This is a genomic window from Cyanobium sp. BA5m-10, assembly GCF_024346255.1.
GTDB classification, from domain to species: Bacteria; Cyanobacteriota; Cyanobacteriia; order PCC-6307; family Cyanobiaceae; genus Cyanobium_A; species Cyanobium_A usitatum.
Genome location: NZ_JAGQCP010000033.1, coordinates 1 through 20,328 on the forward strand (window position 1 = coordinate 1; position 20,328 = coordinate 20,328).

Here is a 20,328-nt window from a genome sequence, read left to right on the forward strand (position 1 = left end):
AGAGCTTTGTCGCACTCTCGGAAGGCCTCCAGAACGCCCTGGCCGCCTGCGGTGGTGTGCCACGGGAGCTGCGCACCGATCGGCTCTCGGCTGCCAGCCGCAACCGCGATGGCAGCTATGCCCTCGACATCACCCCGCGCTACCAGGCGCTTTGCAGCCACTACGGGCTTTCTCCCAGCCGTAACAACCGCGGTGTGGCTCACGAGAACGGCATCGTTGAGGCACCGCACGGCCATGTCAAACGGCGGCTGGTGCAGAAGCTGATCCTGCGCGGCAGCTGTGATTTCGACGAGCCTGCTGAATACGGCGAGCTGCTGGCCGAGGTGTTCAGTGCCCTCAATGCTCCGCGCCAGCGGCGCCACGAGCAGGAACTCGAACGGTTGGCACCACTGCCAGCTTTTCGCTTTGCCGACTACGAGCTGCTCACTGTGCGGGTGAGGAGCACCAGCACGATCGAGGTGCGGCAGGTTGTCTACTCGGTGCCGCCCACCCTGATTGGCCGCCAGGTCACGGTGCGACTGCACCATGACCGGCTGATCGTCTATTTGGGCAGCGACTGGGTTTGCCAGCTGCCCCGCGCCTATGGCAGCGGCAGTCATGGCCCGAGGGCCTGGTGCATCGATCTGGAGCACCTGATCGATGGCCTGCGCGCCAAGCCCAGGGCCCTTCTCCATTGCCGCTACCAGCGCCACCTCTTCCCTGATCAGCGCTGGTGGAACTTCTGGCAACACCTACTCACTGGCGGTGATCGTGACGCCGCAGCCCGGTTGATGGTCGAGGCCCTGTATGTGGCGGTGCGGGTGGCGTCCTTTGAGCTGGTCCTCACTTTCCTGCAGCAAGCCCAGCAGCGCCAGTCCCTGTCGCTCTCGCTCCTGCAACAGCGCTTCCGGGTACCGCCGCGCCGCAGTGCCTTCTCCGATCCCGTTATTTCCCAACACCTACTTGCCTCCTATGACCACCTCCTCCCCGGTGCCCCGCTCAGCTGCGGTGGAAGCGGCCTTGCCGCTGCTGCTCAAACAACTGAAACTCGCCCGCTTTCGCAGCCACTGGCATCCGCTCTCCCAGCAGGCTGAGGCCGAGGGTTGGAGCCCTGGCCAGTTCCTCTATGCCCTCTGTGAGCAGGAGGTCGATCACCGCCTGATCGCCCGACGCCAACGGCTGCTGCGCGATGCCCATCTCCCTTGGCAGAAGGGGCTTGATGGTTTCGATCACCAGCACCTTGAGCCCAAGCACTGGCAGGAGCTGCAGGTGCTTTCCCGCAGCCACACCTGGCTGCTGCAGGCCGAGAACCTGCTGTTGTTTGGCCCCAGCGGCGTTGGCAAAACGCACCTGGCCATTGCCATCACGATGGCAATGATCGAGCAGGACCAGCCCTGCCGCTTCTTCTCCGCCACGGCCCTGGTGCAGCTAATGCAGAAGGCCAAGGCCAGCTTTGAATTGCCGGCCCTGATCCAGAAGTTGGATCGCTACGCCTTGCTGGTGATCGACGACATCAGCTACGTGCGCCGCAGCGAGCTGGAGACCTCGGTGCTGTTTGAGCTGATCTGCCACCGCTACGAGCGCAAATCACTGCTGGTGACCTCCAACCAGCCGTTCCGAGAGTGGGACGAGATCTTCCCGAGCGGATCGATGACCGTGGCAGCGGTGGATCGGCTGGTGCACCACTGCCACATCGTGGGCATCAAAGGCGAGAGCTACAGGCAAAAAGCAGCAGCTGCACGGGCTTCCAGCGATCAGATAGACCCGCCTACGTAATTGACGCGGACGCCATCGCCGTCACGATCAACGCCACCAACGCTGCAGCCAAGAAGAACCAAGGCGGCGACACGACCAACATCACCAGCTAGGCCGGCCACACCTGCAGGTCCACTTCACCAGCAGGGCCAACATCTCCAGCCGGACCAGCAGCACCTGGTTCTCCGCTTGCTCCAGCAGCACCTGCAGGTCCTGTTGGACCAACAAGGTTCAAGCTCTGGTTCCAGGGCATCAAGCAGCTGCAACGTTGCGTAGCGCACCGCTTGGTGCGACCTACTCGCTATTGCCGATCAACCCTCCAGCACATAAAAGTTGCCGCTGAGGTTGTCCAGGTAGTAGTCACCGGGATTAGCACCACTGATCGTCAGCGGCGGTGGTCCAGCACCGTTAAACCAAACAGTTCCACTGCTGCCTCCAGGCGGCATGGCCCAGGTGCCATCAGCGCAAAGGAACAAGGCGCTAGATCCATCGCTGGGCGGCACACCACCAGCACTGCTGCCGCCACCCCATGGCGTGAGGCTCCATTGCTGGGTTGCGCTGCCGTCGTAGGTACCGCCCGCAATGCCAGCACCAGGGATCAGGGGCAGCACGGTGCCAGGCACTGTTCCACCGCCACCTCCATCGGGTGGTGGCGTGACCTCGGGCTGCCAGATCGGGCAGCCCGCCAAGCTCACCAGCAGCGTTGCCGTAACACCGCTGCTGGTGAGCTCTGTTGTGATCGTGTAGTCGCTGCGGCTGGCGTAGCCGTGCTGGAGCCGGCCATTGCCATCGCCGCCAACCGGCCAGGGCAGGGTTTCGCTCACCCCATCGCCCCAATCAACCGTCACCGCATTGGGAGGCGTGGTGCGTGGGTTGAGTAGCAGCTCAATCGGGATCAGCCCGCCCGACTCCGCCCCAGCAGGCTGCCAGCTCAGTTCCAGATCAGCCGCCGGGATAGGCGCACGGCCAAACCCCAGCTGCTCCCAGCGCTGCACCTCATTGGACGGCACCCACACCGCCTCACCAGGACAGCCAGCAGGTGGCAGCAGGCGGATCAGCTGCGCGCTGATGCCACCACTGCTGATCGCAACGCTGGTGCGCGTGGCCATGGTCATCTGCTGATCCTCGTTAAATCAGGGGGTCATCCAGCAGCAGATCAGGCAGCAGCTGCTCGGGTTGCTGCGCCAGTGCCGTGGCCTGCTCCACCAGCTCCGCTTTGGTCTGGCTGCCATCGAGCTCGACGCCATAAACGCTGGAGCAGTGCTCAAGGATCTGCGCCTTGGTCATGGCCTGAAAATCAGGCGCTGCTACTGGCGCAGTGGCTGCATCTGGATTGGGCTCAGCTGGTGGTTCGGCTGCTGGTTCCCATTCCGCTTCTGGCACTGCTTCTGGTTCAGCAACAAGCAGTGACTGAACTACCTCCTCTGGCTCTGGCGCGAACGGAGCGGTCAAATCGATCGCACCGGTAGGTGCGTCTGGCGGATCAGCACCGTTAGTAGGTGCATCTGGTAGATCTGATCTAGCTTCTTGCAGCTGCCAGCCCAGGCTTTGCCAGCCGCCTAGGTGCACCGGCCAGATGTAGCGGTGCTCTGCTCCAGCACTGATCCGCACCATTCCCTCAGGAATGGCTGGATCACTTAGGTCATGGCGAACAAGAGTCGTCATGGCACTCAGGCGGGGATGGTGGCGGTCAGTCCCACGTGCATCCCCTCTGGGGTCTCGGGGCTCACCTCTGCTTTGGCAAAGCAGACCGCCGGCAGGTCCACATCGGCTAAATCAGCGGCATTGAGCTGAATGTCACGTCCACTGATGAACGCCTCCACCCGCCCGCCTTCTGCTGGCAGTGCCACGGTTGCTGCAACCACCCAGCTACCGGTTGTGCCATCACGGAGCACAGGCGCAAAGGACACCTGAATCTCAACTGGAGCAGCAGAGCCTGGGTTACTTGCTACTACTGAGAAGCGTGATGCTGCATCGAGCTTGGTTGTAAGCAGCACCTCTTCTCCAGAGAGGAAGGTGCGCTCCAAGTTGCGTATGGCGCTGCGGTTGGTCCAGCCCACCAGCGTGGTCTCCGCATCAAGCAAGGGATTGCCGTTCATGGCTCAGTTAGCAGGGGTGATGTTGAAGAGGCGACCAGCAGCGCGGCTTTGGAGCACGGCAAAGCCCACGTACCAATCGACGCGGGTGCGAAACACCGGGGCATCAGGTACCTCGCCCAGGTCCCGCACCGAAATGCCGTAGCGGCCCTGGAACGGGCCCTGCAAACCGGTGACACCTTGATCACCAAAGGTGCAGCAGTAAATCGAGCTGGTGCCGCCCGCCTCGTCGTAACCCATCACCTCAATGCCCTGGGCATCGCGGTCAACCGTGACCAGCTCGCAGTCCTGGTAGCGGTGCACCGTCATCCCAAAGGAGTTGGTACTGGTCTGATAAACACCACCGCCAATGGAGGCGCGAGCCATGGCATTGAGCTGACGGCGCATTGCCTTGCTCATCACCAGCACCTTGCTGCCGCCATAGGCATTCACCGAATCGATCAACTCATCGAGGCGATCAAAATCAAGCGGTGCACCAGGAGCAGTGCTGCTGCCACCGCTGCCGCCACCACTGCCGGCGTTGTCGATTGCCATCGCATCGCCTGGCTGCAGACGCTTACTGAGGCCGTCAAATGCCCTGGGGTTGGCGCTGCTATCGCCATTGATCACCGTTGCCTCCAAGGTGAGCCGCATGGAGCGCACCTTCATCTCGATCTGACTGGCACGGGCCTCAGGACCCATCAGATCAACGATCGAGCGGTCCACATCCACGTCACCACCAAATAGATGCACAGCTTCTGCGCGCTGATCAACAACGCCATAGCTCTGGGTATAGCCCTCGTTGACAGCGCGAAAGCCAACAGATGGCAGCTCCTGTTCAGCGGAATAGAACAGGCCGCTGCCGGCAATATTCATGAACGGCAGCTGGGCGAGCAGTTCGCCCTCTGAAAACGTCTTGAGCACAGCTAGATGCTCAAGCCGGTTTTCGTATTTAGCTGCCTCGATCAAGGTGAGGCCCATGGCATAGGGGGCAGCGCCCCGGGGAGGTCAGGGGCTATTGCCGAGCACGCAGCTCTAACTCAAGGAGCACTGCAGAGAGGATCACTTCTCATTGCAGGGTTGGAGCAGGTCTCCGCCAATCGGATGCGCTTACGAAGCTCCGCATCGTTCTTCTCCAGCACACTGAAGTGGGAGATCGCCCTTGTCCTTCCCGGCTCACTGTGAACCCAGGTGGTGTAGTTGAAGCGTTGGCCGGCATAGAACACGCTGACCTGACTTGAACCTTCTCCTGGCTCGTTCACTGTTCTCAGGGCATCTGAGCCAACAAAGTCCTCTAGGACTTCTGGTCCAAGGACCTCAGCGATCAGCAGGTGACCCAGGTCATTACCGCTTTTCTGGAAGATCACCTTTCCAGAGCAGCGATATGGCTCGCTTTCGCACGCCTTAGGCCTGTAGTCAATGGTTTCAGTTTCAGAAATACCGCTGCTGTTCAGGAACACGCTGAAGCCAAGTCTTCCTCCTGCTGCTGCCCCCTGAGAACTGAGGTCGGGATAGCCATCGGTGTATTTCCGCTCCGCTTTTGGTCTGGGGAGGATGTGTGTGGCCGAACGCCAATTCCGCACCAGCTCACTTCCGCTCTCGCCAGGCAAAGCGAGCGCGGGTCTAAGCGACAGCAATAGCAAGCCAACTGCAGCCGCCAAAGCCCCTCTGGATCGGATCTTCTGAAGCGTGCAGGTAGGTGCCATATCGATGAGATGCGCTGTTCTGAACGTAGAGGACCTGGAGCGGCAAAAGCAGGGAAAAGGATCTGCCGCCACGACCATGACCACTCCCGCATGCCAGGCACCGTTCACAGCGGAAAGCTGGCAGCAGTTGTGGAATGGCTGGGAGGCAGAGCCCCAGCAACTCAAGGGAATCGAGCAGTAGCGGCTAGCCGTGATCAATGCAGATCGTGCCGGCCTCACCGAGGCTGCTCCCTGGCGCTAAACCTTCTCGTCGACATCGCCGGCTCCTAAGGCCCCAGCCCATGCCAATTCTTTGCCAGTGGCCTGGGAGAACAAGAACTACAACGCCTCCGAAAGCTGTACCGACGGTTGCGATTCCAGAATTAGCCTGCCCTGCAGAGGGCAATCACAGTCCGTCGCCACCTCCAGCGAGAGCACATATATAATATGGAGTCATAAGTTCTCTTTTACCAAACAGCCGAATCACTATCAGCAATAAACGTCATAGGTGGACCAGGATTCCTGCTTGCAATCGGATGGCCATCAATACATGCATCGCGAAAATTGGTGGTCTCCGCGAGGCTCAGCTTTAATAATTGGCGAAGATAAGAAATATCTCCCAGCTCAAGACCATGTGTTACTCGGTGACGAAACATCCATATTCTATTATAGGTGCGATCTAGAAGATGGGATAAGCGATTGACGCCCTTAAGTCGCCTCCTTAATTGCTTCGGAAGAGCAGAAGTAGGCGGTCCATTAAGCGCGGCGATATGAGATCCAAAAATATCGTCCATAGGGGCTCCAAGTTTCACAAGATCATCAAACGCGTCAGTGCGCATCAATGATAAATAAACAGAACGTTCGTCAGGACGGCTGTTGCTGATACACTCTAAATTCCAAAAAAAATCTCTCTACAGATTCGTTCGTGGGCTAGTCGCTTCAAGACAATGAAGCTCCTATTTTCATTTAGTTTTTCAAAGCGACTAGCAACCAATCGGGCCAATAACTGGGAAAAGACTGTTTCAATCATGGTTATCAAGAGAGCGTGAAAGGGTTGGGGACTAGTTGACAATAATTATTTGCATATCTCAGCAATCTGCTGATCAATTGACACTGTACTTCCCCCATTAGGAACCTCTTTAACCCCAAGCTGCTTAGCCTTTTTGAGATCAGCACAGGCACCAGTGAAGTCATCCAGCCACGTCTTGATGTATGCCCTGACTTGGTACGAAGATCCATCAGAGTCGTTAATCTGAATGGCTTTGTCAAGGTCTGCAAGGCCATCTTTATACTGATCCAATCTCAGTCCCTTTTCTCGACCCCGTTCTCGAAAGGCATAAGCACTAGCTGGGTCTAGCTTAATAGCCTCAGAGTACCAAGATATGGCTTCACTACTTCGATTGAGTTGCGAGAGTGCATCACCCTTACCCTCTGCAGCACCGGAATTTTTGGGATCAAGCTCTAATGATCTGCTATATGCGATGAGCGACTTATTATAATCAGAAAGCATATAGTAGAAATGACCCTGCCACCAAAAGGCGGTCGAATCTACGGGATCGATCTTGATCGCTTGGCCAACCAGTTGGAGGGCTTGCTCGGTTTGACCTTCTGAATTACGGAGGATTGCCTCCTGCACAAGGAATCGAGGGTCTCCCGCGCATGCCGTTTTGTGATCAGCAATCAGTTTCTTGAACTCACTCGTATCGGAAGAAAGGGGCTCTAATTTGTCTGCTATTTCAGAGCATGACGCAGAAGGGTTAAATCCATAGTATAAGCCTGTTGCTGAAAGAGCAACAGCTCCAACCGATAAGGCGACAAACATTAGTGCTCTTGCGGATGGAGCTGCCTGATTTTGGCTAACTCTTGAATGACTTGACTGACTTGAAGATTCGGAAGGGGCTGAGATACGCTCCGTTGATTCGAGATAAGTTTCAATAGGCTTGTCCCTCTTCTGTGCAGGAGACTGGCTTTGCGGAATCGATGTGGCAATCCCCCCTGATGCATCCAGGAAGCCATTCAACACATCTTCCACCTGCACCAGCACATCGGGATGGTAGACGCGGCTGATTTCCTGAATCAACGCATCACGTTGGATCAGCCCGCCACTTGATCGTGCATGAGGAAGGAGTGCTGCAAAGCTCTGTCTGCTGACCAGGTCACGCAGTGGTGCCTGCAAATCAGACTGCCCGGCGGTCAAATCGGCTACAACCCCTTGAAGCGCCGCCGGTGCTGGAAGTATTCCTCCCTGCCGCGAGACGTATTCGCCAAGCTGTCTGCCCAAGCTCCTGAGCTGGTCACTGTCAGCTGTCGCCACAAGACAAAGAAATTAATATTCCCAGTATACCCTGCGTCACAGCCGAGCATAGTAATCTATGTCGATTGCGGAAGCCGTTTGCTACTCCGCTGCGCAGCATCCCCATTGAAAGTGTCAACTTCTCGATGGTTCAAGACATCCGTCCTAATTCCGCTGGGTTCATGAAGAGTGCTGCCTCTCTCAAGCAATACCGCTCTACTTAGAAAATTACTTAGGCAGCCAGAAGCTTTAGTATGTGGCACAGCAAATTAATTTGACTATCCCGGGGGACGCTTGCAAGGGCTAATCGGGTCTTGCATGGAGCTAATGTTCTTACATCCCATAACCGGTAAGCCTTTAGCCGCGAGTCATTCACGTGAAGGAATGATCACCATAGGCAGGAGGTTTCGATGTGATGTGGTCAATCCAGCCCGCTACAGCCCAGTTTCCAGCCACCATGCGACAATGAGCTCAATAGTCAATTCACTCGAAATTAATGGCGGAGGGAGCAGACCATCGACCAGCTATTTATTCATATATGGATAAAGGACTTCATCGTGGAACCCCAGCAGTTTCCACTAGCGCGACAAACCTGAAGGCACATGCCAGAGATAACAAAAGGTTCTTGAATGGTGTCCAGTGGATGAGCAATCCCTAGTCACTGTGGGGCCAGCAAACGATCCTAAAAACATTCCAAGAAACAACCAGGATAAAAGCAAGACGCCAAAGCCAGAAAAATCATTAGATTTTAAGCTTGCAGAATTCGTCGCTGGCGCATTAGGAGATTGAGCCGAAGGCTCCTTCGTCTGGGAGGGCTCACGCGCCGCAGCACCATTAACCTCAGCTGGCGCAGCAGATGGGGGCGAAGCGGCTTGATGCAGAGCCTGCAATTGCTGCCGGGTACCAGCGTCGAGTTTGATGCCCACAAGGCCGCAATCAACCAGGCGGCCATGGACTTCAGCAAAGTGGCTTAGCAGGCAGGCGCTGTCCCACGCAATTTGCCAACGTCCAAATTCCCATACCCGATGCATGCCGCCCCGAGGGTAGAAACCTGGAGGCAAAGCAGCAGAATCGATTGCACCGGAATGCACACTTCCTAGAGACTGACTGGAACGCGATTGTAGAAACTCAGCAAAGATCCGAGCAGGCTCCCTCGGACTCCCCGCACGTGAAGTTGCATTGGCAGAACTTGATAGAGAGACCAGCTCTTCCCAGAGTGCACGCTGCACGGAGAAGCCGAAACGGAAGTGGCTGGCCACACACCAGAGCCGATTGATGTCGTAGAGCAGCGCACACGGAGCCGCCCTCCAGATCGACTCAAACGACTCCTGGCCACGACCACCACCGCAGGATGCGACCAGAAGCTGCCAGGTTTCCCGATCAGCCTCATTCCAAAGCTGGCGGTTTAAAAGTCTCTTGAGAATCTCTTTATGACGGTCCACATCATCGAGGCGACCATCTACCTGCTTGTAATTATTTGGCAGTTCTTCTTGTTCTCTTTTCTCTTCCACGTAAGGAGCCTCAGCCGGCTCAGCCTCTGCTGCCTCTGGCAGAGCAAAGTAGCCGCACAACACCGTGCGGAGGCGCGCCAACGTTTCATCACGATAAACACAACCAAGCTCATCAAGCAGAAAACTGACGAGAGCAACCGCCGTCGCCGAGGCGACCAGTGGTTCGGCTTCCAGAAAAGCGGGCAACTCCACCAGCTCCCTTAGGGGAGCCCGAAGAGGCAGGTCGCCCGCAAGCAGATCAGCGAGCACCGCATTCAGCCGTGATGGATGGCGCAGGGGTTGTGCCTTAACTACCCGACCAAAAGCCAGACCCAGGGAGTAATCGGCACCGGGTCGCACCATCAGATCGCGCGCATGTACTGCCCCCAGAGCCGGGCAGCCAGTGCACCTGCGGATGCTTCGGCGGGTTGATTGTTGTCATTGCCCATCCAGATGCCGGTGAGCACTCCCTTGCTGGGGGAATAGCCGATGAACCAGGCATCCCGGCCGTTATTGGTTGTTCCTGTCTTGCCGCGAGCATCAACCACAGTGCTGGCGTTGCGGCCTGTGCCTTCTTGTACGGCTCGCAGCAGCATGGCGTCCATAGCCTTAGCGACAGTTGGCGAAAGTAGTTCCTGCTTCTTCTGTGGAATGGGCGTAAATATGCCATGAGAAGGGCATTGATTTAGCGCCTGTTCAGATCCGCATATAGTAAGGTCGTATATACGATTTACGCCATGTAGAGACACTGCGCGGCCACCATTTGCCACAATGGCATAAGCCTGAGCCATCTCATAGAGCAATGCCTCGTTGCCGCCCAGTACCATACTTGGATTAGCTTCAAGACGCGTAGTAATACCCAGTTTGCGGGCCATGCGAATTACAAGATCAAAACCCGTCTTATCGGCGAGATGTAGCGCGATCGGATTTTCGGAGAGCGCAAGACCCTGGCTCATCGAAAGGGTTGCACTACCCTGATGGCAACCAGCCTCCAGCTGAAAAATTCGCGCGCAGGAGATCTGATCTTCAGGACTCATGCCATCCTCAAGTGCAGCCAAGTATGTAAACAGCTTGAATGTTGAACCAGGCTGTCTCTGGGCTCTGACACGGTCATAACTGGTTTCGCCTCGATCCGAGTTGTAACCATATTTTTTGCCACCAACGTAAGAGATAATTTCTCCTGTGCGGAAATCTAGCGAGATCAAAGCCGCTTGATTCACACCGATTGGTTCAGCATCAGATTCGAGAAACCGCTTTACAGAAGCTTCTGCAACCGCTTGGTGCGCAGGCTTGACAGTTGCAACTGCATAGTAGTTTCCACCATCACGCTGCTGCGACAGATTCAGAGAGTAGCGAGGGCCCGAAAGCTCCTCTAGCGCATAATTACTAAAGAATGGATAGCTCTTATAGCTTGATTGCTGGCAGATTGATAAGTCAACCTTCAAGGGGTGTCTAACAGCGTCACGATATTGATCTCCGCTGATGAAATTTTCGGCAAGCATGCGACCAAGTACAAGGTTGCGGCGAAGCACTGGGGTCCATGTTGTTTCATCCGGGTATGGTGCAATACTTTTACCCCGCTTTTGTTGCCTCTCCTCCCTCTCAACCCTTACTTCGTCCGGTCTTGGTGCGAAACAAACATTATATCCATTGGGACTTGGCAGCAGCCCTACTAGATAAGCAGATTCGGGCAGATTCAGTTGCCGGGCAGACTTGCGAAAGTATAGCTTTGCCCCTTGCTCGAATCCCTCTGCGCCCATGCCAAGGAAGGCGCGATCTAGATACATTTTTAAGATCTCATTCTTGTTGAAGTGCGTTTCCAGTTGCCAGGCAACTGGCAACTCCCGAATCTTGCGATAAAGAAGTCCTCGCTTGACTGGCTGATCGTTTGCGTCGATTTCAGGTGTCCGTATCCATGGCCAGGGCGAATTGGGGTTCCCTTTCTTAACCCAGGGGTAATAAATTCGCGCAACTTGCTGGGTAATACCGCTTCCGCCGCCGCTGCTTTTTACTAGTGAGCGCAGCGTGCCGCCAATATCCAGGCCACTGTTCCAGCCGAATCGCGCATCTTCAGAAGCAAGCAGCGCTTGACGTAGGTGCAGCGGGTAATCCTCTAGATGAGGAAGTGCAGTTGCTGCACCTTCATTCTCGTCCACGCGCTGCCCCTGCTGGGTTGCGATCTTCACCGGCCCACCAATGAAGTTAACCCTTGACCCTCCACCAACGGTGCTAAAGAGCATCAGCCCGCTGACTACCACCGCTGACCCCACCAAGGAGGACAGGCCAAAGCCGTGAACCACCTGCTCCCAGGCGCTGCGTGGCTGGTGGTACTCCAGCCTTGGTGAACCGCGCAGTGGTGAGCCCAGCTGCACCACATCGCCATCACGAAGAGCAATACGCCGGATGCGTCGATCGCGCCAGAAAACGCCATTGGCGGATTCAAAGTCCTCCAGCACCCAGTCGCGGTCCTGTGGGCGGTCCTTCTCCACGAAGGCATGAACCCTGCTCACGCCTTGGACATCTGTCCTGAGCTCACAGCAAGTATCACGGCCGATGCGCAACCTGCATTCGCCCAGTTCAATCCGAGAGGCGAGCTGCTCTCCATGCCAGATCTCCAGCCAGGCGTGGCGCTCTCTAGCTTTTAACCAGACACTATTGCACCAGCGGCGACGCTCAAGCCAGCTAGCGGTTCTCAGGCTCTGCAAATCATCAACTAGCTTGCGCCCCAACTGGGCGACAGACGGCTGGGTTGGACGCTCAGTGGTTGTCTCAGATACGCCATTGACAGGCTGATCCATGCCCACGCTGTGTTCAGCGCTCGTTGAATCGGCGTTGGCACCAGTCTCAGGAATTGGGGCATAGCCATGCTTGTCATAGAGTAACCCTCCAAGGATGCAGTTCCGGCGTTGACCACTCGGCGTGATCCCTGGACTCCGTTCCGTCTGTGGGTAGCCCTCACCATCGGCCTGTTTGCAGCGAGGTCACTCTCCCTGTCCACAGCATTCCTCTGGCCTGGCGCCATACCGGGCTGGATCCTTCTCTCTATGGTTCTGTTCGCCCTTGCTCTGGCCGCCAAAGCCCTGCTCTTCCCTGGGCGCGTAGTTGCGTGGCGTAACGGTGAGCCAGGCTTCTGGGCAGAGCTCACTGAGGACTGGCGGCAGTGGTGGCAGCGCAGGAGCCGGCAATGAAACACAGCAATGGAGCCCAGCTGTTTCTACGAAATGATCCGGCGAAAACGGCGCCTCTGAGCACCAAAAAACCGCTCACCATTGGCAAGGCTTCCACCAACCTGCTCTGCATGCCCCAAACAGATGGCGTGGCAGATCACCATGCTGTCGTGCGCTGGTCGGTCAGCCATGGCTGGCTGATTTGCGATTGGGGGAGCCAGGAAGGCACCTTCCTCGAAGGCCAGCGCATCCGCAACTGCCGCCCTATCAGCGATGGCGACGAGATCCAGTTGGGTAAGGTCGGACCGGTGCTGGTCTTCCGCCTTGCGCCTGTCAGCCCACAGCCCACCCCAGAACCTGCTGTCAAAAGCTCAGTAGGCGGGAATCTGCAGTTTGCCGGTCAGCTGATTCCGATGAACCAAATCAAATTCGTCCAGCTACTTAGCAGGCCTCGCTATCCAGCCAGTTTCAGCTGGTGGGCTCTGCTGTCCCTGGGAGCCCTGGTGCTTCTGCCATGGCCCCCCGCCTTCTGGACGTTGGAGCTGGTGGCCCTGGCCGGCTGGATTGTGCTCGGCTCACGGAAAGAGCATGTGCTGTTGGTGACCCTGCTCGATGGCATGGCTTACCGTCATAGCTTCGCTAACAAAATCACCGCACTCGGTCATCGCAACGGTATCCGTAAGGCGATTGGCCAGCCCTCTTCAGCCTGAGCTTGCCCACGATGGAATCCATGCTGCCCAATGGGGCGACAATTGAGTGCTCCAACCTCTCCTCACCGATTGAAGTCCAGCGGCTACTGGGAGCCGGGGGGCAGGGAGAGGTCTATGAGGTGACCTTCGCAGGGGAGGCATTGGCTGCCAAGTGGTATTTCCCCAAGATCGCCAGTAAAGATATCGGGCTTGCGGAGAGGCTGCGCGACAGTATTCGCTTCTCCAGTCCTAGCCCCGCATTTCTATGGCCCATAAGTTTACTTGAGCCCTCAATTAGTAGCTGCACCAACCTTAATATTCCATCGGGGTGTTTCGGCTACCTCATGGCGATCAGGCCGCCAGGCTATGTAGGGGCTATCGAGCATTCCGCCGCACGCATTTCGGTCACACTCCAAAGCGTCGTTAGAGCTTGCTTTTATCTAGCTGAGGCTTTCGATGCGCTGCACAGCAAGGGCCTCTGCTACAAAGATATTTCTTTAGGCAACCTCTTTCTAAAGCCAGGGACTGGAGAGATTTTGATCTGCGATAATGATAACGTCGAGGAGAATGGTAAAAACCGAGGCTTAGCACTGGGGACCGCAGGTTTTATGGCTCCAGAGGTGTTGATGGGTAAGGCCAAGCCGTCTGCAGACAGCGACCTGTTCTCCATGGCAGTGCTGATGTTCCATCTGCTCACTCGCAGTGATCCGTTCAAGGGAAAAATGGAGATGGGGATTCGCTGTCTTGATGAGCCTGCCAAGCGCAGGCTCTATGGCGAAGATCCAGTCTTCATCTTTGATCCAATAGATGAGCGCAACCGACCCGATGCTGATGAGCACAGAGCTGCTGTGCTCACTTGGCCCATCTACCCCGAACGTTTGCAGCGGCTATTTCAGAGGACATTTGGACCAGGCATGGACAACCCATCCGCGCGGGTTCGCACCGGTCAGTGGTGTGAAGCCCTGGCGGCCTGTCTTGACAGTCGCCTCATCTGTCCCCACTGCGGGCAGGAAGTGTTCGCAGACCCTGGAACGATCACCCAGTGCTGGGCATGTGGGGCCTCGATAGAGCCACCTGCTCGGCTAACGACCGGGCATTACGCCTTGCTTGCCCAGTCTGACAACGAACTTCATCCCCATCACCTCAATCCACTAGCAACAGAGCGCATCGATGCACCAATCGGGAGGATTGAATCCCATCCAAGCAATCCAAATCTCCTTGGACTACAAAACCTATCTCCCCATACTTGGACAGCGCAGTTCACCAACGGCCAGTCGGCGGAGATCTCCACTGGGCAGCGCTGCAATCTGGCTCAAGTGAGCGAGATCAAGACTCATCTTGGCAACGTCGCTCTTGAGCGATGAAGACAACTCCTTTAATACTCAACTTCCGCAACCTCCCCTAAGGCATGGCTTTCCCTGACGTCAAACTGGCTCGTCGCCCGTTGCACTTCATCTACCTGTGTGATTGCTCAGGATCGATGCGTGGCAGCAAGATGCAGTCGCTCAATCAAGCGATCCGTCAGTCGCTGCCAGCGATGGCAGACGTAGCTCGCGACAATCCGGAAGCTCAGATGCTTGTACGTGCTGTCGCATTTTCTGACCACGCTCAATGGCACATCGCGCAGCCCACGCCGGTAGAAGAGATTGAACATAGCTGGCGAGATCTAGAAGCTCGTGGATTAACAGCCATGGGCGAAGCGATGTCCTTGGTAGCCCAAGCTCTGCGCACCCCTCCGATGGAGCAAAGGGCGCTACCTCCGGTGCTGGTATTGATCTCAGACGGTGCTCCCACTGATGACTACTACGGAGGGTTGCAGACGCTTTTGCATGAGCCCTGGGCTCGTAAGGCTGTTCGGCTGTCTATCGCTATCGGACATGACGCGAATCTGGAGGATCTGCAAAAGTTCATTGGGCCTGAACCCAGCACTGCCAATGCTGGAGAGCGCTCTGCGATGAGGCCACTCCAGGCCAACGATGCTCGAACACTAGCTAGGTATATCAAGTGGGCCTCGACCGCTGTTGTAAGTGCGGCCTCGCGGCCGGTGTCAGAGATTGGGGGCGATCGAGCACCATCAAGCGCCACCAACGTCCCTATGCCCGATCTACCTCCCACGCTGATGGATCCGACCGATATGAGCCAAACGGTTTGGTGATCAAGTGGTGAGCAGCTGGTTTGTTCCCGAAGTAAATACCCGCACAGGTGCATCCCATGCACGGCGAGGTGTGGTGTGCCAAGACGCCAGTGGGTGGTGCAGCCTTAAGGACAGGAGCGGGCACCCCGTCCAACTAATGGTCGTGGCTGACGGACACGGAGGGAAGCGTTACATCCACAGTGATGTAGGCAGCCGGCTTGCCTGCGAACTTTCCCTGAACCTGGTTGCAGAACAACTGGGCCAGAGCAGCAGCGTGGGGCGTGATGCTGTCCAGAGATGGCAGGAATGGCTTGAGGGGTCATTCGCCCAGACCCTGCATCGGCGCTGGCTGGCGGCTGTCGAAGCACATTGGAACCAAGAGCGCATCAAGACGGAAGCCAGTGAAGACCCCTACTCGCCGCTCTCATACGGCACCACCATCGCTCTGGTGATAATGACCCCAGATTGGTGGGGTCACACCGGACTGGGCGACTGGGATCTGGTTCGAATCGGTTCGGATGGTGAAGTTGAGCTGGCGAGTGAGGAACAGGAGGAAGATCAGACAGGGGGAGAGACCACCTACAGCCTCTGCCTAAGCAACGCTCCACGCCATTTCGTTGCTCGCACCGCCGTTCACCCGATCACGGAGCAGGAGACTCCCTTCTCCCTGCTGCTAAGCACCGATGGAGTGCGCAAGTCCTGCAGTACCGATGCCGACTTCTTTGCGATTGTACGTTATCTTTGTGAGGCAGAGCAGCCCCGACAGGGTGACGCAGCGGTCCAGCTGAGTTCAGATCTGGATCGGATTAGCAGCCAGGGCAGCGGTGATGATGTGAGCGTGGCGATTGGCCGCTGGAGAGTGGTCAGCGAGAAGCCGCACTTGTCAAGAGGAGCTCGTCATCCCAAGCAAGGGCTTCAGCCCAGTCAGTTGGTGATAGTCCAGCCCTGCCAGGAGAAGCCTTTAGCAAGCACCAGCGCTGCCAAAGCAGAGGCGATCGTTAACACTGATCTCAGCCCCACTCTGATCCAGGGAGGAGGCTCTAAGAACAATCAGATTTCAGAAAACTGCTTGCAAAGACATATTCCCTGGCCCATCGTGGCCCTTGTTGTGATTGTCGTTGCAGCGATAGGGGCAACAGCTGGCATAGCCTGGAAAGGGCTTGGGCCATTCACCCGCGCAAATAAAAGCAACTTAGCGCAAAAGAATTCTCAACTGGTTGCAGCGCTGCAGAACCAGTCGAGCAAGCTGTGCAACAGTATGAAAAATGCGGGTTCTCCCGCGTTTCCGCCGAGCCCCCGAATAAACGATGAACTAATTAATTCCATCGCTGGACAACTAAGTCCGTACAAACGTATTTTTAAAGATACACTTAGAGATACAAGAATCCGCAACATATACCTGGCCATGCCTTCCAAGGATCCTCTTGGCGCATTGATCGCTTCGAGCAATCCTGAACTAGAGCAGCCCCAACTCGTTGAGTTCTGCCCTGAACTCCGAGAAGCCTTGAGTCGTGAGTGGCAGCGAGCGCGTATTGATTTGCCAGCAGCTCCTAATGGCGAAAACCTCAGGAAAGAATCATATCGACCCTCTGCGGGCAACGGGGTTGGTGCTCAAGACACCACACCTCACGGCACCACACCAAGTAGATGAGTCTTTTGATCAGGTGAAGCATGCACCATCAATCAAGGATTCAGTTATGAAGTCTAACGGATGACTGAATTAACTCTTTATCAGATCGGCCTCCAATTTAAATATTCCGTACAAGCTGGCAATCTGTTAGCCGAACAATATGGCGCGATCCTGCTTGATCTATGCAGTGATCGCGAGGATCTCAAGCCTGCTCTTCTCGATCTCGGCAAAAGGAAGTCCTTTAGGGAATTGCCACTTGCTGGAACTCCAGCCCAGATGATTCTCGCCCGAGACAACCTAGCCAGTGAACTAGCAGCACTTTATCGCCCCGAGATTGTCATAGATCTGATGGATCTTATTGAGGGAGCACTTGGATTTGTTGACCTTCCCTCTGATCAAATAAATCCAGAAGGTGAGCCCGAAGAGTTCGATCAAGAAGAGATCACAAACACTGCCGATGAGGAAAAAATCTCGCATGAACCTCGCTCTGAGGAGATAGACGATTACAATTTACAGCTAGAGTCAACTAGGACGGTGGTCCGCAGGCGCCTGAGCCGTGTGGAAGATGAGATTCTGCAGAGTTATCCAGAACGAGAAGAGAGTTCAAAGTCCAGCAAGCTGTCTTCAATAGGCCAGATAGGTCGTACTCTGATCTATCAGATTCCACCGTTTTCTCTGTTTCTTATGATCAAGCTAATCTCAGGAGCACAAGCTAATCTCGACAATCCAATAGTGACCCTCAATCCATCAAGCCTGGTTCTTGAATATGTTTATACATGGCCCTGGGCACTAATGTCTTTTGCTTCAATCACCTTGTGCGCGGCAGCATTCCAAGCAGGACGAACAGAAAAGGCGGCATACAGAGTGGAAGTACCTCTGCTTGCATATTATACCTTGACAATGGCCATCGTTGATCAATCTAATGCGCCGCCAGATTTTGCAATAGTCATGGTCTCCTTTTATGCCCTGAGCTCTCTTTCAACAAGAGTCCTTATGGGAATAATCTCGTGCCTAAAGGCGTGATGGGATACTTCTCAGCGGCTCGGAGAGTGTCAAAAGAATGAGCAGTGTCAGAATGGTGCAATAAGCCAGAATTATTCAGGGAAGCAGCAGGTATGAACGGCATGAACACTTATCAGATTGGCGCTGAGCTTCGCGCTCATATCCTGCGCCATCAGCGGCAAGGCCCCGTGGATGCAAAGCGCTTGCAAGCTCTAGTGGCTGATTTCTGTGGAGGTGATCAGCACGAACTGATAGCTCCCCTTCGTCATCTGCTGAGCTCGAGTACCTTCGCCAACGCAGCCGGTACGGATCCTCCACTAGGAGATCAGCAGAACCTGCAGATTCTCAGCCATGAACTGGCACAGGTCTTCTCTCCCTTGCTTTGTGACCGCCTCCAGCCAGTACTGCAAGGATTGATGGGAGTGGCGGAGACGCATCCCATTTCGACGAGAAGTGCCGCACCGCCAAGCGCTGTTTTAGCATCGACGACAAGCGAGCTGGCCACTAGGGCGGTGACAAGCCCATCAGTCGGGGGCGGTGGAAAAACGAGCACAAATGCGGTGCTGGCGTTCCTAAGCGGGGTGCTGCTTATGACACTTGCAGGAGTTGTGCTTCTGGTCTGGCAGCGGCAAAGCACCTTGGCGCCAGCAGCTCCAGACACCAGTACCTCTGCTCCAGCGGGAGCACCAGAGATCAATTCTGATCCGATCAACTCCAGGGCACTTCCAGTGCAACCGGAGCCGCGTTCTGAGTCATCTGACCAACCTATTACGGTGTCGGTTGCTGACCGTACTTTACGCAGCATTCAGGATCTTTACAACTCGCTGTCAGCGAAGGACTTCGAGAAGTCAAGGCTTCTCTATGGCAGTGGAGCTGCCGACCAATTCACACCCGGCTTCTTTAATCAGTTCGAGAGGGTGACTACCCAGGATCTGCGGATTACCAGCCAGACGGGCTCCACTGTGAATCTAGAAGGGGCAGTCACCTTCGTCTGGCCGGATGGCTCCTTGCAATCCGAAACGCGCTCCTTCAGCGTCGACACGAGCACCGAACCGGCATTGATCACTGCCAGCGAATTCGGTCGCGTGATCACTCCACGTAGATGAGGCGATAAGACGGACTGCACCGATATTCGAATTACCCATTCAAGGGCAGAGAAAATTATATCTGAAGAAGTTATTCCAACAAATAACTAGAAGGCTGCAAACTGGATGCCCACCGTCCGAAAGTCTGATATATTCCTCTTGGCAATTTAGGATCACCCATTGGCCATGTCCAATGAACTTTTTAATGCAGGCCTAGCATTTAGGCAAGCGATTCAATCACGCCAGATCCCCCCGCATCAATTTGGGGCCTTACTCCAAGATATCTGCACTGATCAGCCAGGACTCAAGCCAGCACTGCTTGACCTATCCGCAAGACAGGTCTTTAGAGAGATCATGCTGCAGGAACCACCCACACAGAAGATACTTGCTAAAGATCGGCTGCTATCTGAACTAAGGCCCCTTTATCGCGATGAAATCGTTGCTCAGCTGACAGCATTTATTGACGGAGCTCTTGATTTGAAGACTATTGATCATATAGCTTCTGGTTCACAGGCTACAAACGAAAGATCACCGCACAAGCCGAGGCAGCAAGCAATCGCCGGCCTTGCGCCTGGGAGTTTTTACGCAGACAATCCAAGTCGATTGCTGCTGCTTTCTGTATTATCATTTGGAGTCTATACTTTTCTATGGTCTTACCGCCACTGGCGGCATTACAAGCGGGTGGCTGCCATGTCGCAGTCCCTCACTGCTTTGCGCAAGAATGACGGAAGCATTCTCCCATTCTGGAGTGCATTGTTTGGAGGTTTTTATATCATAGGTGCCGCCAGAAGGATCCGGCTGAGACTCAACGAGCTCGGCTTGAATTCGGATGAGCCAAGGCCCTGGCTTGTCTTCATTCTTTACTCGCTGATTCCTTCATTGATTAATCTTCTTCAGGCTTCTGAGTCGGTTTTGACAAATATAGTTCTGTTAGCAGTCTCCATTGCGATCGTCATTGTTGCTTATATCCAGCCTGCTCGCTTGCAGAAGCTAGCCAATCAAGCTCTTGAGAAGGAAAGCGGAGAGCGGCCGCAATTCCGTTCTCTTAACGCCTGGGACTGGCTGTTTGTCATATCTGGAGGAATCTTCTTGTTTTTCTACATTATTGGAATGCTGGTACCGCCTTCATGGCTGGGGAGCTAGTTTTAGGTTGAGGTTCCAGAGTTTAGCCACGATGATAAAGATTTTGGATTTGGTTATTCAGCGCTCTTTGATTTGTACCACGCTGGCATGCAGTGCCGCTAGCAAGTAATGAATGCAACTTGCCTGTAGGCTCAATGGTTCAACCAAGTCTTAGGAATGAGCATGCAGGCACGCTTGGCGTTGGGGATAAATTTCTCGGCA

At 55.4% G+C, this 20,328-nt stretch carries 19 protein-coding genes; 10 read left to right on the forward strand and 9 right to left on the reverse strand.

The features are described 5' to 3' along the window. Positions 1-1,073 (forward strand): Mu transposase domain-containing protein (locus tag KBY85_RS11210; protein WP_254961599.1); only part of this gene is annotated, 1,073 nt, incomplete at its 5' end. Continuing rightward, on the forward strand, positions 988-1,755 hold the full coding sequence (istB, locus tag KBY85_RS11215) for an IS21-like element helper ATPase IstB (protein ID WP_254961624.1): 768 nt from the start codon (positions 988-990) through the stop codon (positions 1,753-1,755). The genes KBY85_RS11210 and istB, both read left to right, overlap by 86 nt. 81 nt (positions 1,756-1,836) lie before the next feature. Here istB and KBY85_RS11220 read toward each other — a convergent pair whose 3' ends face one another. From KBY85_RS11220 to KBY85_RS11260, 9 genes are all read right to left on the reverse strand, one after another. Then, entirely contained in the window at positions 1,837-1,962 is a 126-nt protein-coding gene (locus KBY85_RS11220; protein ID WP_254961625.1) for a hypothetical protein, read from the reverse strand. 83 nt (positions 1,963-2,045) lie between these two features. Then, positions 2,046-2,843: a hypothetical protein gene (locus tag KBY85_RS11225; RefSeq protein ID WP_254961600.1), complete on the reverse strand. Its 798-nt coding sequence runs from the start codon at positions 2,841-2,843 to the stop codon at positions 2,046-2,048. A gap of 19 nt (positions 2,844-2,862) precedes the next feature. After that, on the reverse strand, positions 2,863-3,399 hold the full coding sequence (locus KBY85_RS11230; RefSeq protein WP_254961601.1) for a hypothetical protein: 537 nt from the start codon (positions 3,397-3,399) through the stop codon (positions 2,863-2,865). 5 nt (positions 3,400-3,404) lie between these two features. Next, positions 3,405-3,833 (reverse strand): hypothetical protein, encoded by a 429-nt coding sequence (locus KBY85_RS11235; protein ID WP_254937212.1) that lies wholly within the window; start codon positions 3,831-3,833, stop codon positions 3,405-3,407. Between the two features lie 3 nt (positions 3,834-3,836). Next, positions 3,837-4,790 carry a major capsid protein gene (locus KBY85_RS11240; protein WP_254961602.1) on the reverse strand — a complete coding sequence of 318 codons (954 nt, stop codon included), beginning with the start codon at positions 4,788-4,790 and terminating at the stop codon, positions 3,837-3,839. 59 nt (positions 4,791-4,849) lie between these two features. Then, on the reverse strand, positions 4,850-5,470 hold the full coding sequence (locus KBY85_RS11245; protein WP_254961603.1) for a hypothetical protein: 621 nt from the start codon (positions 5,468-5,470) through the stop codon (positions 4,850-4,852). A gap of 1,099 nt (positions 5,471-6,569) precedes the next feature. Then, positions 6,570-7,691 carry a tetratricopeptide repeat protein gene (locus KBY85_RS11250; RefSeq protein ID WP_254961604.1) on the reverse strand — a complete coding sequence of 374 codons (1,122 nt, stop codon included), beginning with the start codon at positions 7,689-7,691 and terminating at the stop codon, positions 6,570-6,572. A 674-nt stretch (positions 7,692-8,365) separates the two neighbouring features. Then, positions 8,366-9,640, reverse strand: a complete 1,275-nt coding sequence (locus KBY85_RS11255) for a GUN4 domain-containing protein (protein ID WP_254961605.1) — start codon at positions 9,638-9,640, stop codon at positions 8,366-8,368. Then, entirely contained in the window at positions 9,640-12,075 is a 2,436-nt protein-coding gene (locus KBY85_RS11260; RefSeq protein ID WP_254961606.1) for a transglycosylase domain-containing protein, read from the reverse strand. The genes KBY85_RS11255 and KBY85_RS11260 overlap by 1 nt, the downstream gene beginning before the upstream one ends. 108 nt (positions 12,076-12,183) lie before the next feature. Here KBY85_RS11260 and KBY85_RS11265 point away from each other — a divergent pair, with 108 nt between their 5' ends. The 8 genes from KBY85_RS11265 (at position 12,184) to KBY85_RS11300 (ending at position 20,127) form a co-directional block, all read left to right on the forward strand. After that, a complete protein-coding gene (locus KBY85_RS11265; RefSeq protein WP_254961608.1) occupies positions 12,184-12,465 on the forward strand; it encodes a hypothetical protein in 282 nt (93 codons plus the stop codon). Then, complete coding sequence (locus KBY85_RS11270) at positions 12,462-13,154, forward strand: FHA domain-containing protein (RefSeq protein WP_254961609.1); 693 nt, start codon at positions 12,462-12,464, stop codon at positions 13,152-13,154. Before KBY85_RS11265 ends, KBY85_RS11270 begins: the two co-directional genes overlap by 4 nt. 11 nt (positions 13,155-13,165) lie before the next feature. Next, positions 13,166-14,497, forward strand: coding sequence for a protein kinase domain-containing protein (locus KBY85_RS11275; protein WP_254961610.1), 1,332 nt, complete (start codon positions 13,166-13,168; stop codon positions 14,495-14,497). Positions 14,498-14,541: 44 nt separating this feature from the next. Continuing rightward, entirely contained in the window at positions 14,542-15,288 is a 747-nt protein-coding gene (locus KBY85_RS11280) for a VWA domain-containing protein (protein ID WP_254961611.1), read from the forward strand. A gap of 7 nt (positions 15,289-15,295) precedes the next feature. Beyond that, complete coding sequence (locus KBY85_RS11285; RefSeq protein ID WP_254961612.1) at positions 15,296-16,918, forward strand: PP2C family serine/threonine-protein phosphatase; 1,623 nt, start codon at positions 15,296-15,298, stop codon at positions 16,916-16,918. Positions 16,919-16,978: 60 nt separating this feature from the next. Further along, positions 16,979-17,920 (forward strand): hypothetical protein, encoded by a 942-nt coding sequence (locus tag KBY85_RS11290; RefSeq protein ID WP_254961613.1) that lies wholly within the window; start codon positions 16,979-16,981, stop codon positions 17,918-17,920. A gap of 92 nt (positions 17,921-18,012) precedes the next feature. Then, on the forward strand, positions 18,013-19,005 hold the full coding sequence (locus KBY85_RS11295; protein WP_254961614.1) for a hypothetical protein: 993 nt from the start codon (positions 18,013-18,015) through the stop codon (positions 19,003-19,005). A gap of 165 nt (positions 19,006-19,170) precedes the next feature. Further along, positions 19,171-20,127: a hypothetical protein gene (locus tag KBY85_RS11300; RefSeq protein WP_254961615.1), complete on the forward strand. Its 957-nt coding sequence runs from the start codon at positions 19,171-19,173 to the stop codon at positions 20,125-20,127. The last annotated feature ends 201 nt before the right edge of the window (positions 20,128-20,328 follow it).

What these genes read in the sequence shown, in the direction of transcription:
- KBY85_RS11225 (WP_254961600.1), bottom strand. Translation starts at nt 2,843, where the DNA reads ATGGCCACGCGCACCAGCGTTGCGATCAGCAGTGGTGGCATCAGCGCG.
- KBY85_RS11230 (WP_254961601.1), bottom strand. Translation starts at nt 3,399, where the DNA reads ATGACGACTCTTGTTCGCCATGACCTAAGTGATCCAGCCATTCCTGAG.
- KBY85_RS11235 (WP_254937212.1), bottom strand. Translation starts at nt 3,833, where the DNA reads ATGAACGGCAATCCCTTGCTTGATGCGGAGACCACGCTGGTGGGCTGG.
- KBY85_RS11240 (WP_254961602.1), bottom strand. Translation starts at nt 4,790, where the DNA reads ATGGGCCTCACCTTGATCGAGGCAGCTAAATACGAAAACCGGCTTGAG.
- KBY85_RS11255 (WP_254961605.1), bottom strand. Translation starts at nt 9,640, where the DNA reads ATGGTGCGACCCGGTGCCGATTACTCCCTGGGTCTGGCTTTTGGTCGG.
- KBY85_RS11260 (WP_254961606.1), bottom strand. Translation starts at nt 12,075, where the DNA reads ATGGATCAGCCTGTCAATGGCGTATCTGAGACAACCACTGAGCGTCCA.
- KBY85_RS11270 (WP_254961609.1), top strand. Translation starts at nt 12,462, where the DNA reads ATGAAACACAGCAATGGAGCCCAGCTGTTTCTACGAAATGATCCGGCG.
- KBY85_RS11275 (WP_254961610.1), top strand. Translation starts at nt 13,166, where the DNA reads ATGGAATCCATGCTGCCCAATGGGGCGACAATTGAGTGCTCCAACCTC.
- KBY85_RS11280 (WP_254961611.1), top strand. Translation starts at nt 14,542, where the DNA reads ATGGCTTTCCCTGACGTCAAACTGGCTCGTCGCCCGTTGCACTTCATC.
- KBY85_RS11290 (WP_254961613.1), top strand. Translation starts at nt 16,979, where the DNA reads ATGACTGAATTAACTCTTTATCAGATCGGCCTCCAATTTAAATATTCC.
- KBY85_RS11295 (WP_254961614.1), top strand. Translation starts at nt 18,013, where the DNA reads ATGAACGGCATGAACACTTATCAGATTGGCGCTGAGCTTCGCGCTCAT.
- KBY85_RS11300 (WP_254961615.1), top strand. Translation starts at nt 19,171, where the DNA reads ATGTCCAATGAACTTTTTAATGCAGGCCTAGCATTTAGGCAAGCGATT.